Here is a 13,072-nt window from a genome sequence, read left to right as displayed (position 1 = left end):
CATCGGGGGACAAATGAAGCTTTTGCAGCATAAGTTGGTGCAACGTGGATTATGGTTGTTGGGTGCTACGGCGGGCGGAACTTGTCTTGCGTACTTGTTCAACATGGCGGCGGGCGACAGGGCCTCACTGATTTATACGGCCGCGCCGGCCGCGTTGGCCGGCGCGCTGATCTCGTGGTGGGCGGCGCGCCAGAACAGCGACGAGGGCGGCGTGCGCCAGTTCGCCCAGACCGTGGGCGAGGAAATCGACGCCATCATGATCGGCGCGGCGGAAACCTCTTACTTCGTCGACTCGGTCAAGAAGAAAATCGAGCTCGATGTCGGCACCGCCAGCGGCATCGTCCACAGTTCGGCGCAAAACGCCGCGACCACCGAGCGCATCGCCGCCAACGCCGAGCGCGCCGCCAAGATCGCCGCCCAGGTGCGTGGCGAAACCGTTGCTGGCCGTACCGAAGCCGACAACGGCCTGCAGCGCATCCGCACTGCCCGCCAGGACGCCCAGACGGCGGCGTCCGTCATGACCAGCCTGCAAACCAATTCCCGCAAAATTTACGGCTTCACCGAGGCAATTAGCGAGATTTCCGCACGCACCAACCTGCTGGCGCTCAATGCTGCCATCGAGGCCGCGCGCGCGGGCGAACAGGGGCGCGGTTTTGCGGTCGTCGCCAGCGAAGTGCGCCAGTTGGCCTTGCGCACCAAGGAAGCGACCGACGAGATCAGCACCATGGTGCGCGAGATCAACCAGCAGGCCGAACAAGCCGCCACCGGCATGACGTCGCTGGCGGTGCAGGTCAGCGAGGCGGCCGGCAACGTCGAGACTGTGCACAGTTTGCTGGGCAATATCGAACGCTCGTCCGGCGTCTCGGAAGACGAGATCGGCCAGATCGCGCGGGCCTCGCGCGAGCACGTCGCCACCACCGAAGAGATTGCCGCAGCGATCGCCAGCATCCGCGACAGCCTGTTATCCACAGAGAAAGAATTGCCGCGCGCCGCCAGTTCGGCGATGGCCTTGGCCGAGCGGGCCGAGCTCATCACCGGCGCGTTAGGTGAATCGTCGATCGCCACGTCGCACGATGCGATCCGGCATGCCGCGCAGCAGGCTGCGCAGGAAGTGGGCAGGATTTTTGAGGCGGCGCTGTCGTCGGGCAAGATCACGCGCGACGCGCTGTTCGACCGCACTTACAGCCCGATCCCCAATACCGATCCGCCCAAGCATAAAACGAGGTTCGATGATTTTACGGATCGCGTGCTGCCTTCATTGCAGGAGGCGCTGCTGGTGGCAATGCCGCAGCTGGCTTACGCGGGTGCTGTGGATAACAACGGCTATTTCCCCACCCATAACAAGAAGTTCTCGCAGCCGCTGACGGGCAATTATGACGTCGACATCGTCAATAACCGCACCAAGCGGATTTTCAGCGATCGCACAGGCAAGCGCTGCGGCTCGAACACCAAGCCGTTCCTGCTGCAAACCTACAAGCGCGACACCGGCGAAGTGATGCACGACCTGTCGGCGCCGATCTATGTGAACGGCAAGCACTGGGGCGGTTTCCGCATCGGCTACCGCTCCAGTACCAAGCACTAGCATTGTTTATGGGGCTGTTGCGCGCGCGTACTCACGTGGCGAACAACCCATGACGCGCTTGAAGGCCGTGCTGAAGGCGCTTTCCGATTCATAGCCCAGCGACGGCGCGATCACGGAAATCGGCGCGGTGGAGTTGAGCAATTTATCCCCCGCCAGCAGCATGCGCCAGCGCGTCAGGTACTCCATCGCGGAGGAACCCACCATCGTCTTGAACCTGAGCGCGAACGCGGAGCGCGACATGCCGGCATGCTGCGCCAGCGTCTGCAACGTCCAGCGCTGAGCCGGCTCGGCATGCATGGCGCTCAGCGCCGCACCCATCTGCCGATCGGCCAGCGCGAACAGCCAGCCCACGCCGGCTTCCGCGCCCGTGGATTTCGCGCCCTCTTCCATATGCAGCCGCAGCGCCAGTATCAGCATCATGTGCGCCAGATGCTCCGCCATGAGCGCGCTGCCGGGCCGCTGTTCATGCAGCTCCTGGATCATGCGCTGGACCGACCACAACAACGTCGCCTGATCCGCCTCCTGCCGCAAATGCACTACCGGCGGCAGCATCGCCAACAGGATTTCGCCATGACTGTGGCCGAGAAAAAAGCGGCTGCCGACCATCAGGCAGCCACCGCCGCCGTTGTAGCGGATCACGCCGGCCTCGCGCGGCGCGGCGAATATCTCGGCCGAGCTGATCGCTGGCAGCGACAAGTCGCTGGCCATGACAAACGGCCGCCCGCCCGGCAGCAGAAAACAATCGCCCGCTTGCAACAACGTCGGTTCGGGGACGCCCTCGACCGCCAGCCAACATTGCCCGGAGACGATCGAATAGCATTTGATGCCAATGTTGGGCGGATAGTGGACCGCCCAGTCGCCGCCGACATCGAAGCCGGCCGATACATAGCTGCGCGGCTTGAGCAGCGCGAGGACATCGGAAAGTGGATCCATTTTTTGGACGAATGCGAAGATAACATGGACTTTATAGCATGGATCGGATTTGCCAGCGCTTCTATGATGGCTGCTTTAGCTAATCAGGAGATCAATATGCGCGTATTTTTGACCGGAGCGACCGGCTTTGTCGGTTCCGTCGTACTGGAGGATTTGATACAAGCCGGGCACCAGGTGCTGGCGCTGGTACGGGGCGACGACGCCGCAGCCAGGGTCGCGCTTGCCGGCGCCGAGGCGCACCGCGGCGATTTGTCGGCGCCCGACGACCTTGCGGCAGCGGCGAAAACCTGCGACGGCGTGATCCACACGGCGTTCATCCACGATTTTTCGAACCTGGCCGAGTCGGCCAAGATCGATCTGGCGGCGATCGAGGCGATTGGCGCCGCATTGGCGGGCTCGGGCAAGCCGTTCGTGGTGACGTCGGCGATTGGCGTGCTGTCGCCGGGTCGCCTCGTGACGGAAAACGATGTGCCGATGCCGGGTTCGGCCGGCGCGCACCGCGTTGCTTCAGAACTGGCCGCGCTGGCCCTGGCAAAGCGCGGCGTGCGCGCGTCGGTGGTGCGGCTGCCGCCGTCGGTGCATGGCGAAGGCGACTACGGCTTCGTGCCGGCGCTGATCGGCATCGCGCGCAAACAGGCGGCGTCCGCGTACATCGGCGACGGCATGAATCGCTGGCCCGCCGTGCATCGGCGCGACGCGGCACGGCTGTACCGGCTGGCGCTGGAAAGCGGCGTGGCGGGAACGGCTTACCACGGCGTGGCGGACGAAGGTGTGGCAACGCGCGACATCGCCGAGGTGATCGGCAGAAGGCTGGATGTGCCGGTGCAAGGATTGTCGGATGAGCAGGCGGCCGGGCAGTTCGGCTGGCTGGCGCGGTTTTTCGGCACCGACTGGTTTGCGTCGAGCGCGCAAACGCAGCAGAGTTTGGGTTGGAAGCCGACTCATCCGGGGTTGCTCGAGGATCTGGACCGCGCCGCGTATTTCAGCGGTTAAACAGCCCCGGGATGCATCGGTTCACGAAGATCAGGCGGTGTCTTTCTTTGGCGCGCTGCCCGGCGCGGTGCGCGCCGCCACCTGATTCATGCCTTCGAGATGCATGCGCAGCCACTTGTGCGCCGGGCTGCGCGCATCGCGTTCGTGCCACAGCATGTCCAGGTGGACCGCCGGCAGCTGGAACGGCAATTCCTTGGCGATCAGCGCATCCGTCATGCCGGTCGAGGCGATCAGGTGACGCGGCAGCACCGTAATCAGATCCGAGTTCGCCACCACGCGCCCTGCCGTGAAGAACTGGTTCACGGTCAGCAAAATGCGCCGTTCGCGCTGGATCTGCGCCAGCGCCTCGTCGACCAGACCATGCGCGCGACCCGAGAAACTCACCAGCAGGTGATTGGCCTTGCAATAGTTGTCCAGGTTCAGCTCGACCTTGGCCAGCGGATGGTCGCGCCGCATCACGCACACGTAATGTCCGGAATACAGCCGCTCGTGGCGGATGGGCGAACCCGTCTCATACGACAGCTGCGCCGCCACACCCGGGAAGAAGCCCACCGCGAGGTCGATATCGCCCCGCAGCAGCATCGGCCGTGGTTCGCGCGTGGTCAACGGCACCATGCGCACATTGACACCGGGCGCTTCGCGCTCGATCGAGCGCATCAGCGACGGCAGCCAGAACGCGGCGGTGGCGTCGGCCATTGCCATGCGGAAGGTTGCGTGGGCGGCGGACACATCGAACGTTTCCGGCGCCACGGCCGCTTCCAGGCTGGCCAGCGCGCTGCGCACGGACGGCCACAGCGATTCGGCGCGCGGCGTCGGCTTGACGCCGTAAGCGGTGCGGATCAGCAATTCGTCGCCCAGGCTCTCGCGCAGACGCTTGATCGCGTTGGAAACGGCGGGCTGGGTCATGGCCAGATGGCCTGCCGCGCGTGTCAGATTTTGTTCTGTCATCACGGCGTCGAAGACGCGTAACAAATTCAAGTCCAGCGTCAAAAAGCTCATGTTGGCTCAGGTCGTATGAAAATAGGATAAGAAATCAGAGTAGACAGTATCGAGAAATATAGTTTCCTCGTCAAGGATAAGCTTCGCCATTCACCAAACGAATAATTGTTATCGTGGAAGTAAATTGGATACTTATGTTGCGCTGCACTATAGTTAACTTGATTCTAAATGCACCTGTCTATCATGTCTACCATCATCTCAGTACTACAAGATCTTTCGTTCATCACCGCTATACAGCTGGCGCTGGCCGCCGTTGTCACCGTGGGCCTGCTGGTTTTGTTCAAACCGTTGCTGCGCGGTTGCGCGCGCGCCGCCGTGCTGATCGTGAAGCCGAAGTTGACCAAGGAAGAGCGTCTGCAACGCCGTCAGATGCGCGACGCGATGATGCTCAAGCGCATGCTCAACACCAGCGAATGCGGTGCGAGCCATGCCGCCGAGCTGCGCGCGATGGCGTCGCGCGCGTAAGAAGAGAATTTACCGCTCGCCCAGCAGGGCGGGCTTGAGCGAGCTGTCCACCGGCTTGTCGCCCAGCCAGATCCGCAGTACGGCGTTGTAGAACGCTACTTCCGGCATCAACTCCCCCAGCTTTTTACCGTTCAGATAGCACTGCGTGCCCTCGCCCGGTAGCCAGTCAAACAGCATCTGGTCGCCTTTTTTCAGCGTCTGGATCTGCGCGAAGATCTCGCCGAACTTCATCGTTTGCGGCAGGATGCGGGTGCGCTCGAGCTTGTCGGTATTGGCACTCAAGCCTTCCATGAAGGCCTTGCCGAACTCGTCAGAAGTGACATCGCGCAGCATGACGATGCTGACGCGGCGCGGGCCGCTCGCGCCGAGCACGTCGGCGACGGTGGTTTTCTTTTCGGCCAGGTACAAGCCGGCCGCGTACACCTTGAAGATGACCTTTTTGCGCAGGCCGGCGCCGTTCAGCCTGAGCTCTTTGCCGGCCACGGTGACGCTGTCGTCAAATTTCGCGCCGGCCACCTCGACGGCGGCGAACGCCGGCAGCTGGACGCCAGCGGCCAATAAGCCCACGGCCACCAGGCACTTGATGAGTTGTCGGCGTTGCATGGGAATCAGGCCTTGGCGGCCTGCAGATGCTCGTATTTGGCGCGCAGCTGCTCTTCGGTCTCGCGCCAGGCGGGATTGAAGGGGATGCAGCTGACCGGACAGACCTGCTGGCATTGCGGCTCATTGAAATGGCCGACGCACTCGGTGCACTTGTCCGGATTGATTTCGTAAATTTCCGCGCCCATGTAGATCGCGTCGTTCGGGCACTCGGGCTCGCACACGTCGCAATTGATACAGTCGTCGGTGATCATTAAGGCCATGACGGAACTCGCTTATTCGGTCTGGGTGGCTGCGATTTTCTTTTGCAGCCAGCGGTCGACCGATGGGAAAACAAACTTGGAGACATCTCCGCCCAGGACGGCGATTTCGCGCACGATGGTGCCGGAGATGAACTGGTACTGGTCGGACGGCGTCAGGAACAGCGTTTCGACGTCCGGCAGCAGGTAGCGGTTCATGCCCGCCATTTGGAACTCGTACTCGAAGTCAGACACGGCACGCAGGCCGCGCACGATGACGCGGGCGTCGTGCGCGCGCACGAAATCCTTCAACAGACCGGAGAAACTTTCCACTTTCACGTTCGGATAGTGGCCCAGCACTTCGTTGGCGATGGTCAGGCGTTCTTCCAGTGAAAAGAAAGGTTTCTTGTTCTTACTGTCGGCGACGCCGACCACCAGCGTGTCAAACAGACCCGATGCGCGACGCACCAAATCTTCATGACCACGGGTCAGCGGATCGAACGTGCCCGGATAAACGGCTACTACCATTGCGGCTCCCTGCAGTGCACCAATATAGAACGCGCATTATGCCTGAAAAACGATGTTTGCCTTAATATCGGGCAGTTTGACGGGTATTAGTTGCAACTTAGTTGTTACTAAGCCACTGATGCCTTCAGCTGGAGCAAATGGAAGAATACCATTCCTGCCTTGTCGGCGCGGATCACTTCCCATTGTGCCATCCAATCCGGTGTCGCGTCCGCTTCGAATTCCAGCGCCGCGCCGGACTCGGCGTACACCAACCCGCCCTCTTTCAGGATTCTTGTGCACTGCGGAAGGCAGCGTTCCAAAAACTCTTGCTGATATGGTGGATCGAGGAAAATCAGATCGAACTTCTGGCCGCGCGCGGCGGCCGATTGCGCCACCGCCAACGCGTCGCCGCGCATGATCTGCACATTGTCCGCTTTAAGCTTGGTCTTGATTTCGTCGAGCTGTCGCACGACAGGCACATTGGAGTCGATCATCATGACCGACTTGGCGCCGCGACTGGCCGCCTCGAAGCCGAGCGCGCCACTGCCGGCGAACAGATCGAGCACTTGCGCATCGGCCCAGTTGGCGTCGCGCTGGTGGTTGATCCAGTTGAACACCGTCTCGCGCACGCGGTCCGGCGTCGGCCGCAAGCCTTGAGCGCTCAACACCGGCAGCGGAGTACGTTTCCACGCCCCGCCGATGATGCGCACCTGGTTGCTGTGCTGGGGACCGTGGACCGGGACTTTTGCGGGTTTTGCGGCTTTGCTTGCTGGCTTCTTTGGCATGTGGCTGTGTTCTAAGTCATTGATACAACAGGGGCCACTATACCATATGGGCTTGCCGGCGCCGGTTAGCGGGCCTCCGCCGCCAGGCTGCGGAAGTCGTCGATCCAGCCCTGCATGCGCTTCTGCGCGTGCGCCTTCTGCTCCGGCGTGGCGATCTTCACCACCGTCAAAATCAGCTGCAAGCTGCCCTGCTCGGACGCCTCGAAGAACTGTTTGTGCTCGGAATTGTCCAAACGGTTGAACGAATCCTTGATCAGCGCGTTGATCAACGGAACGGTCGCCTCCTTGCTTAACTTCTCCTGCTGCACCTTGCGCACCAGGGTCAGGATCGCGTTTTGACGACGCTTGCGCTCGTTGAGCCAGATTTCGTTGTCCAGCGGACGCGCGTCGGAAGCCCTGCGGATCTGCTCTTCCTGTTCCTTCGAGAACTTGCCGAACCACAGCTCAAACTGCTCCATCGATTTCTTGTAGCGGAATTTTTGCTGGGCTTCTTTGTCGCCCTTCATGTTCTTCTTGCGGAAATCGTCGAGGTTGGAGGCGAACTTCTTCTCCAGGTTGTCGATCTGGTCCGGTTCCAGCGAAGTCGCCAGGCCCGCCAATTCCGGCGCCGCCTTCAGCAGCAGCTTTTGCGTACGGCCTTTGATATCGTCGTAATCGGCTTGCAAGTCGGCGGCCGTCAGGTTGCCGGCCAACTGCTTCTGGCCCGTTTGCAGGATCTGCACGTAGTCGTTCAACTGGGTCTTGCGGTGCCAGCTGAACAGCTTGTCGATCTCTTTCTGCACCACGCCTTTTTGATCGGAGGTCAGATCGACGTAACCGTCCAGCCACCAATACAGCAAGGTGTCGCCGTTGTTATAGGCCAGGCGCAGCGAGCTGCACGCGGCCAGCACGGTCATGAGCGCAATCAGGAAAAGGCGGCTTATGGTTCGGTTGCCGTTTTGGGACATGTTAGACTTTTGCATTTACTCACTCACTCTATCTGGCTTCTTATGAACGTCGTTATTCTCGCCGCGGGTATGGGCAAGCGCATGCAATCCGCGCTGCCGAAGGTTTTGCATCCACTGGCCGGCAAGCCATTGCTCTCGCATGTGCTCGATACCGCGCGCAGCCTGTCTGCCAGTCGATTATGCGTTATTTACGGACATGGGGGCGCTGCCGTGCAGGATCTGCTGTCCAAGCAACCGGAAAAGGTCGCCACCGCGCTGCAGGAGCCGCAGCTGGGCACGGGCCACGCCGTCATGCAGGCGCTGCCCGAGCTGGACGACAGCGTCCCGACATTGATCCTGTACGGCGACGTGCCGCTGACCACCAGCGCATCGCTACAGGCGCTGATCGATGTGGCCGGCAACGACAAGCTGGGCATCCTGACGGTCGAGCAGGACGATCCGTTCGGCCTGGGCCGCATCGTCCGCAAGGGGGGGACGATGAGCGGCGAAATCGTTCGCATCGTCGAGCAAAAGGACGCCACCGACGCCGAGCGCGCCATCAAGGAAATCAACAGCGGCATCATGGTCGCGCCGACCGCGCACCTGAAACGCTGGCTGGGCGCGCTCAAGAACAACAACGCCCAAGGCGAGTACTACCTCACCGACATCGTCGCGCAAGCCGTGGCGGACGGCGTGCCGGTGGTGTCGGCACAACCGTCGGCGCAGTGGGAAGTGGCCGGCGTGAACAGCAAAGTGCAGCTGGCCGAGCTCGAACGCATTCACCAGCGCAACATTGCTATCAAGCTGCTGGAACAGGGCGTGACCTTGATGGACCCGTCGCGCATCGATGTGCGCGGCGAGCTGATCTGCGGCCGCGACGTCACCATCGATGTCGGCTGCGTGTTCGAAGGCAAGGTCGAACTGGGTGACGGCGTGCGCGTTGGCGCCCACAATGTCATCGTCAACGCCCGCATCCTGGCCGGCGCCCAGATCAAGCCCTTCTGCCATATCGAAGAGGCGGTGGTGGGCGAAGTATCGATCATCGGCCCGTATGCACGGCTGCGTCCGGGCACCGTGCTGGCGGAGGACGTCCACGTCGGCAACTTCGTCGAAATCAAGAACGGCCAGGTCGCCGCGCACAGCAAAGCCAACCACCTGGCCTATATCGGCGACGCCACGATCGGCTCGCGCGTCAATATTGGCGCCGGGACGATCACCTGCAACTATGACGGCGTCAACAAGTCGCGCACCGTCATCGAGGACGACGCCTTTATTGGCAGCGATAGCCAGCTGATCGCGCCCGTCACGGTTGGCAAGGGCGCCACCTTGGGTGCCGGCACCACCCTGAGCAAGGACGCGCCGGCCGGCAAGCTGACGATTTCCCGTCCGCGCCAGGTCACGATCGAAAACTGGAGCCGCCCGGTCAAAAAGCCAAAATGACGTAATGTGGATAAACGTGTGGACATCCACCAGAACAAGCTGGGATAACTATCCCGGCTTTTTTATTTGTGGATAAAGATGTGGAGAAGCCTGCGAACAAGCGTTTGAAAAGCCGGGTATAAGCACGGGAGAACGGCTGGATAAGTTCGAGCTGATAAGTCTGAACCACCGGCAGAGCCGCACTCTACCGTGGTAGCGATGGGATTGTGGATAAGCCTGTGGGAAATACTGTGGGTAACACAGGATAACTTTTAAATGTGGATAACGCTGGGTATAAGCAGGTGCAAAGCCCCTGAATAAGCTGTGCAAACCAAGGGAAAAGTCCGGTGGCCACAAGCTGGATGTGAGTAAAGCTGTGCACAACCAGCGTATAAATGGCTGAACAACTAGTTTTAAACCGCGATCCGGGTTTCGAACTTACTCCTAAATGTAGAAAAGTAAGCCTTTACATTCCTCACATTCGTCTGCGTCGCGAACAACCGGTGCGCCAGCGCATGATAAGCAGGCATATCCGCTACCTGAACGACCAGCACAAAATCCGGCCCCGGCGCCACGCGATAGCATTGCAGCACCGCATCCTCTGCCGCCACATGCGCCTCGAACTCCGCCATACGCTCGGCCGCCTGCACATCCAGCGAAATCTCCACAATCGCCGTCAAGCTCGGCCCGACCTTCTCCGGCGCAACAATCGCCACCTGCCGCTGGATAACGCCGCTCTCCGTCAACTGCTTAACCCTGCGCAAACACGTCGGCGGCGACACATGGACAGCCAGCGCCAGCTCGCTATTGGTTTGCGACGCATCAACCTGCAACGCATTGAGAATGCGACGATCTATCTCATCCATAAAATTTTCCCGTCTAAATGAAATAATATTTCACGATATCGAACTGATGAAAGATTATTTCAGAACGTAGGACAATAAGAAAGCATATTTCACAGAGGCTGCTCTACGATGGCCTCCTAACTTAACAGAAGAGGTTTCTATGTGCGGCATCGTCGGCGCGGTAGCGCAACGCAACATCACCCCGATCCTGATCGAAGGCCTCAAGCGCCTGGAATACCGCGGTTACGACTCCTGCGGCGTCGCCCTGCACGTCGACGGCCGACTGCAGCGCTCGCGCAGCACCTCGCGCGTTGCCGATCTGGAAAAGCAAATCGACGAAGCGCACATGAAAGGCTTCACCGGCATCGCCCACACCCGCTGGGCCACGCACGGCGCCCCGGCCTCGCACAATGCCCACCCGCACTTCTCGCCATCGGCCGACCAGGCGCGCATCGCCCTGGTCCACAACGGCATCATTGAAAACCACGACGAGTTGCGTGCCGAACTGACCGCGCTCGGCTACGTCTTCCAAAGCCAGACCGACACCGAAGTGATCGCCCACCTGGTCGACCACATGTACAACGGCGACCTGTTCGACACCGTCCAGCACGCCGTCAAACGCCTGCAAGGCGCCTACGCCATCGCCGTGTTCAGCCGCGAAGAGCCGCACCGCGTGGTCGCCGCGCGCCAGGGATCGCCGCTGATCGTCGGCATCGGCAAGGGTGAGAATTTCGTCGCCTCTGACGCCATGGCGCTGGCCGGCACCACCGACCAGATCATCTACCTGGAAGAAGGCGACGTGGTCGACCTGCAACTGGGCCGCACGTGGATCGTCGACGTCAACGGCAAGCCGGTGCAGCGCGAAGTCAAAACCGTGCTGGCGCACACCGGCGCGGCCGAGCTCGGTCCGTACCGCCACTACATGCAAAAGGAAATCTTCGAGCAGCCGCGCGTCATTGGAGACACGCTAGAAGGTGTCACCGGCATCATGCCGGAGCTGTTTGGCGACGGCGCCTACAACGTCTTCAAGCAGATCGACCGCGTGCTCATCCTGGCCTGCGGCACCAGCTACTACTCCGGCCTGACCGCCAAATACTGGATCGAATCGGTCGCCAAGATCCCGGTCAACGTGGAAATCGCCAGCGAATACCGCTACCGCGACAGCGTGCCGCATCCAAACACCTTGGTCGTCACCATCTCGCAAAGCGGCGAAACCGCCGACACCCTGGCCGCGCTCAAGCACGCGCGCAGCCTCGGCATGGAGCACACGCTGACCATCTGCAACGTCGCCACCAGTGCCATGGTGCGCGAATGCAAGCTCGCCTACATCACGCGCGCGGGCGTGGAAGTGGGCGTCGCCTCGACCAAGGCCTTCACCACGCAGCTGGCCGCGCTGTTTCTGCTGACGTTGTCGCTGGCGCAAATCAACGGCCGCCTGACCGAGGACGAAGAAGCGCAGCATCTCAAAGCGATGCGCCACCTGCCGGTAGCGATCTCCGCCGTGCTGGCGCTGGAACCGTTGATCATCGCGTGGGCCGACGATTTCGCGCGCAAGGAAAACGCGTTATTCCTCGGGCGTGGCATGCACTACCCGATCGCGCTCGAAGGCGCGCTCAAGCTCAAGGAGATTTCCTATATTCACGCCGAGGCGTATCCGGCCGGCGAGTTGAAGCACGGCCCGCTGGCGTTGGTCACCGAGGAAATGCCGGTCGTCACAATCGCCCCGAACGACGCGCTGATTGAAAAGTTGAAATCGAACATGCAGGAAGTGCGGGCGCGTGGCGGGCAGCTGTATGTGTTCGCCGACGTCGATTCGCGCATCACTTCGGGTGAAGGCGTGCACGTTATTCGTTTGCCGGAGCACTATGGTTTGCTGTCACCGATCCTGCACGTGGTGTCGTTGCAGCTGCTGGCGTACCACTCGGCGCTGGCGCGGGGGACGGATGTGGATAAGCCGAGGAATTTGGCCAAGTCGGTGACGGTGGAGTAGCGGCGTTCATACCAGTCGATCAGTGTAGACAAACAATAAAGTTCGACATAAAACAATAAAGTCTGACACAAAACAATAAAGTTTGACACAAGTGGCCTTGGCTACTTGCCATTCGCTGAAGCCCATGTTTGCCTTGATCTGACAACATGGGCTTTTTAATGCCGCGACGCTGTCGTTTCAATGATTCCATTGCAAACGGAAATCAGGACTGACGCCATCGCTGAGTAAGCTTATTGACGGTTTTCTGGTGCGGTTTGTCTGGAACGGCGACGGATATGGCTCCGAAGTTAGCGCCCATTTCTCAAATCCAAGGCGTCCATTGGCAATGTAGTTCCTGTTCAGGACATTGTTCACCCTTGGTTGATAGTTTCCATCAGGGCTGCGGAACAAGTAGACCTTGCATTCTTCGCGCCGGTTAGCCAGAAGGTGCTGCTGGATATCTTTGATGAACTCGTTGCTATGGCATGTGACGACGAGCTGCGTTTGAGTGAAATGATCGCTCTCAAAGATCGTCTCCCGGATTCCGCCGCGATGATCGTGGTCGATCGCATTGATCACGTCATCGAATACGATCAACGGACTTTGGATGCTTTGGCTTTTCGCGAGCAGGATGGCGAGGCCCAGGCACCGAATGTGCCCTTCGCTTAGGATGCGCAAGGCGTCCACGCGGACCGCTGGATTGCCGCGAAAGTAGATTTCGATCTTTCCATCGCCCGTTACTGGCAAGTGGAGGGCCGCGATCTTGTCGCGATCCTGGTCGTTCCGATTGAACTCGTTGTAGAGGTTCAT

General features: G+C 60.6%; 14 protein-coding genes. 5 read left to right on the top strand and 9 right to left on the bottom strand.

Features of this window, described 5'->3' with window-relative positions; genetic code table 11:
• The first annotated feature begins 13 nt into the window (after positions 1 to 13).
• Positions 14 to 1,582, top strand: a complete 1,569-nt coding sequence (locus ACZ0BA_RS22940; RefSeq protein ID WP_463453471.1) for a methyl-accepting chemotaxis protein — start codon at positions 14 to 16, stop codon at positions 1,580 to 1,582.
• A gap of 6 nt (positions 1,583 to 1,588) precedes the next feature.
• On the opposite strand, the gene ACZ0BA_RS22935 is transcribed toward ACZ0BA_RS22940, so the two are convergent.
• The gene (locus ACZ0BA_RS22935) at positions 1,589 to 2,515 is read right to left on the bottom strand and encodes an AraC family transcriptional regulator (RefSeq protein ID WP_463453470.1); all 927 of its coding nucleotides are present in this window, start codon (positions 2,513 to 2,515) and stop codon (positions 1,589 to 1,591) included.
• A gap of 96 nt (positions 2,516 to 2,611) precedes the next feature.
• On the opposite strand from ACZ0BA_RS22935, the gene ACZ0BA_RS22930 reads away from it, so the two are divergent.
• Positions 2,612 to 3,508 carry an SDR family oxidoreductase gene (locus tag ACZ0BA_RS22930; protein ID WP_463453469.1) on the top strand — a complete coding sequence of 299 codons (897 nt, stop codon included), beginning with the start codon at positions 2,612 to 2,614 and terminating at the stop codon, positions 3,506 to 3,508.
• Positions 3,509 to 3,538: 30 nt separating this feature from the next.
• On the opposite strand, the gene ACZ0BA_RS22925 is transcribed toward ACZ0BA_RS22930, so the two are convergent.
• Entirely contained in the window at positions 3,539 to 4,507 is a 969-nt protein-coding gene (locus ACZ0BA_RS22925) for a LysR family transcriptional regulator (RefSeq protein WP_315394157.1), read from the bottom strand.
• Between the two features lie 183 nt (positions 4,508 to 4,690).
• Between ACZ0BA_RS22925 and ACZ0BA_RS22920 the strand changes: the two genes are divergently transcribed.
• Positions 4,691 to 4,972, top strand: coding sequence for a hypothetical protein (locus ACZ0BA_RS22920; RefSeq protein ID WP_463453468.1), 282 nt, complete (start codon positions 4,691 to 4,693; stop codon positions 4,970 to 4,972).
• Between the two features lie 9 nt (positions 4,973 to 4,981).
• Here ACZ0BA_RS22920 and ACZ0BA_RS22915 read toward each other — a convergent pair whose 3' ends face one another.
• The 5 genes from ACZ0BA_RS22915 to ACZ0BA_RS22895 form a co-directional block, all read right to left on the bottom strand.
• Positions 4,982 to 5,575, bottom strand: coding sequence for a chalcone isomerase family protein (locus ACZ0BA_RS22915; protein ID WP_463453467.1), 594 nt, complete (start codon positions 5,573 to 5,575; stop codon positions 4,982 to 4,984).
• Positions 5,576 to 5,580: 5 nt separating this feature from the next.
• Entirely contained in the window at positions 5,581 to 5,835 is a 255-nt protein-coding gene (locus ACZ0BA_RS22910; RefSeq protein ID WP_090324202.1) for a YfhL family 4Fe-4S dicluster ferredoxin, read from the bottom strand.
• 12 nt (positions 5,836 to 5,847) lie between these two features.
• Positions 5,848 to 6,339 carry a pantetheine-phosphate adenylyltransferase gene (coaD, locus tag ACZ0BA_RS22905; protein ID WP_090324204.1) on the bottom strand — a complete coding sequence of 164 codons (492 nt, stop codon included), beginning with the start codon at positions 6,337 to 6,339 and terminating at the stop codon, positions 5,848 to 5,850.
• Positions 6,340 to 6,446: 107 nt separating this feature from the next.
• On the bottom strand, positions 6,447 to 7,103 hold the full coding sequence (gene rsmD, locus ACZ0BA_RS22900) for a 16S rRNA (guanine(966)-N(2))-methyltransferase RsmD (RefSeq protein WP_463453466.1): 657 nt from the start codon (positions 7,101 to 7,103) through the stop codon (positions 6,447 to 6,449).
• Positions 7,104 to 7,168: 65 nt separating this feature from the next.
• Complete coding sequence (locus ACZ0BA_RS22895) at positions 7,169 to 7,999, bottom strand: DUF6279 family lipoprotein (protein ID WP_463453465.1); 831 nt, start codon at positions 7,997 to 7,999, stop codon at positions 7,169 to 7,171.
• Positions 8,000 to 8,092: 93 nt separating this feature from the next.
• On the opposite strand from ACZ0BA_RS22895, the gene glmU reads away from it, so the two are divergent.
• Positions 8,093 to 9,469, top strand: coding sequence for a bifunctional UDP-N-acetylglucosamine diphosphorylase/glucosamine-1-phosphate N-acetyltransferase GlmU (glmU, locus tag ACZ0BA_RS22890; RefSeq protein ID WP_463453464.1), 1,377 nt, complete (start codon positions 8,093 to 8,095; stop codon positions 9,467 to 9,469).
• 392 nt (positions 9,470 to 9,861) lie between these two features.
• Here glmU and ACZ0BA_RS22885 read toward each other — a convergent pair whose 3' ends face one another.
• The gene (locus tag ACZ0BA_RS22885; RefSeq protein WP_463453463.1) at positions 9,862 to 10,314 is read right to left on the bottom strand and encodes an Lrp/AsnC family transcriptional regulator; all 453 of its coding nucleotides are present in this window, start codon (positions 10,312 to 10,314) and stop codon (positions 9,862 to 9,864) included.
• Positions 10,315 to 10,453: 139 nt separating this feature from the next.
• Between ACZ0BA_RS22885 and glmS the strand changes: the two genes are divergently transcribed.
• Positions 10,454 to 12,283 carry a glutamine--fructose-6-phosphate transaminase (isomerizing) gene (gene glmS, locus ACZ0BA_RS22880; RefSeq protein ID WP_463453462.1) on the top strand — a complete coding sequence of 610 codons (1,830 nt, stop codon included), beginning with the start codon at positions 10,454 to 10,456 and terminating at the stop codon, positions 12,281 to 12,283.
• 177 nt (positions 12,284 to 12,460) lie between these two features.
• On the opposite strand, the gene ACZ0BA_RS22875 is transcribed toward glmS, so the two are convergent.
• The gene (locus ACZ0BA_RS22875) at positions 12,461 to 13,072 is read right to left on the bottom strand and encodes a hypothetical protein (RefSeq protein WP_463453461.1); all 612 of its coding nucleotides are present in this window, start codon (positions 13,070 to 13,072) and stop codon (positions 12,461 to 12,463) included.

It is taken from the genome of Duganella sp. AC917 (genome assembly GCF_979258245.1).
The sequence above is the reverse complement of the archived record's forward strand: the minus strand, read 5'-3'. Positions and strand labels throughout refer to the sequence as shown.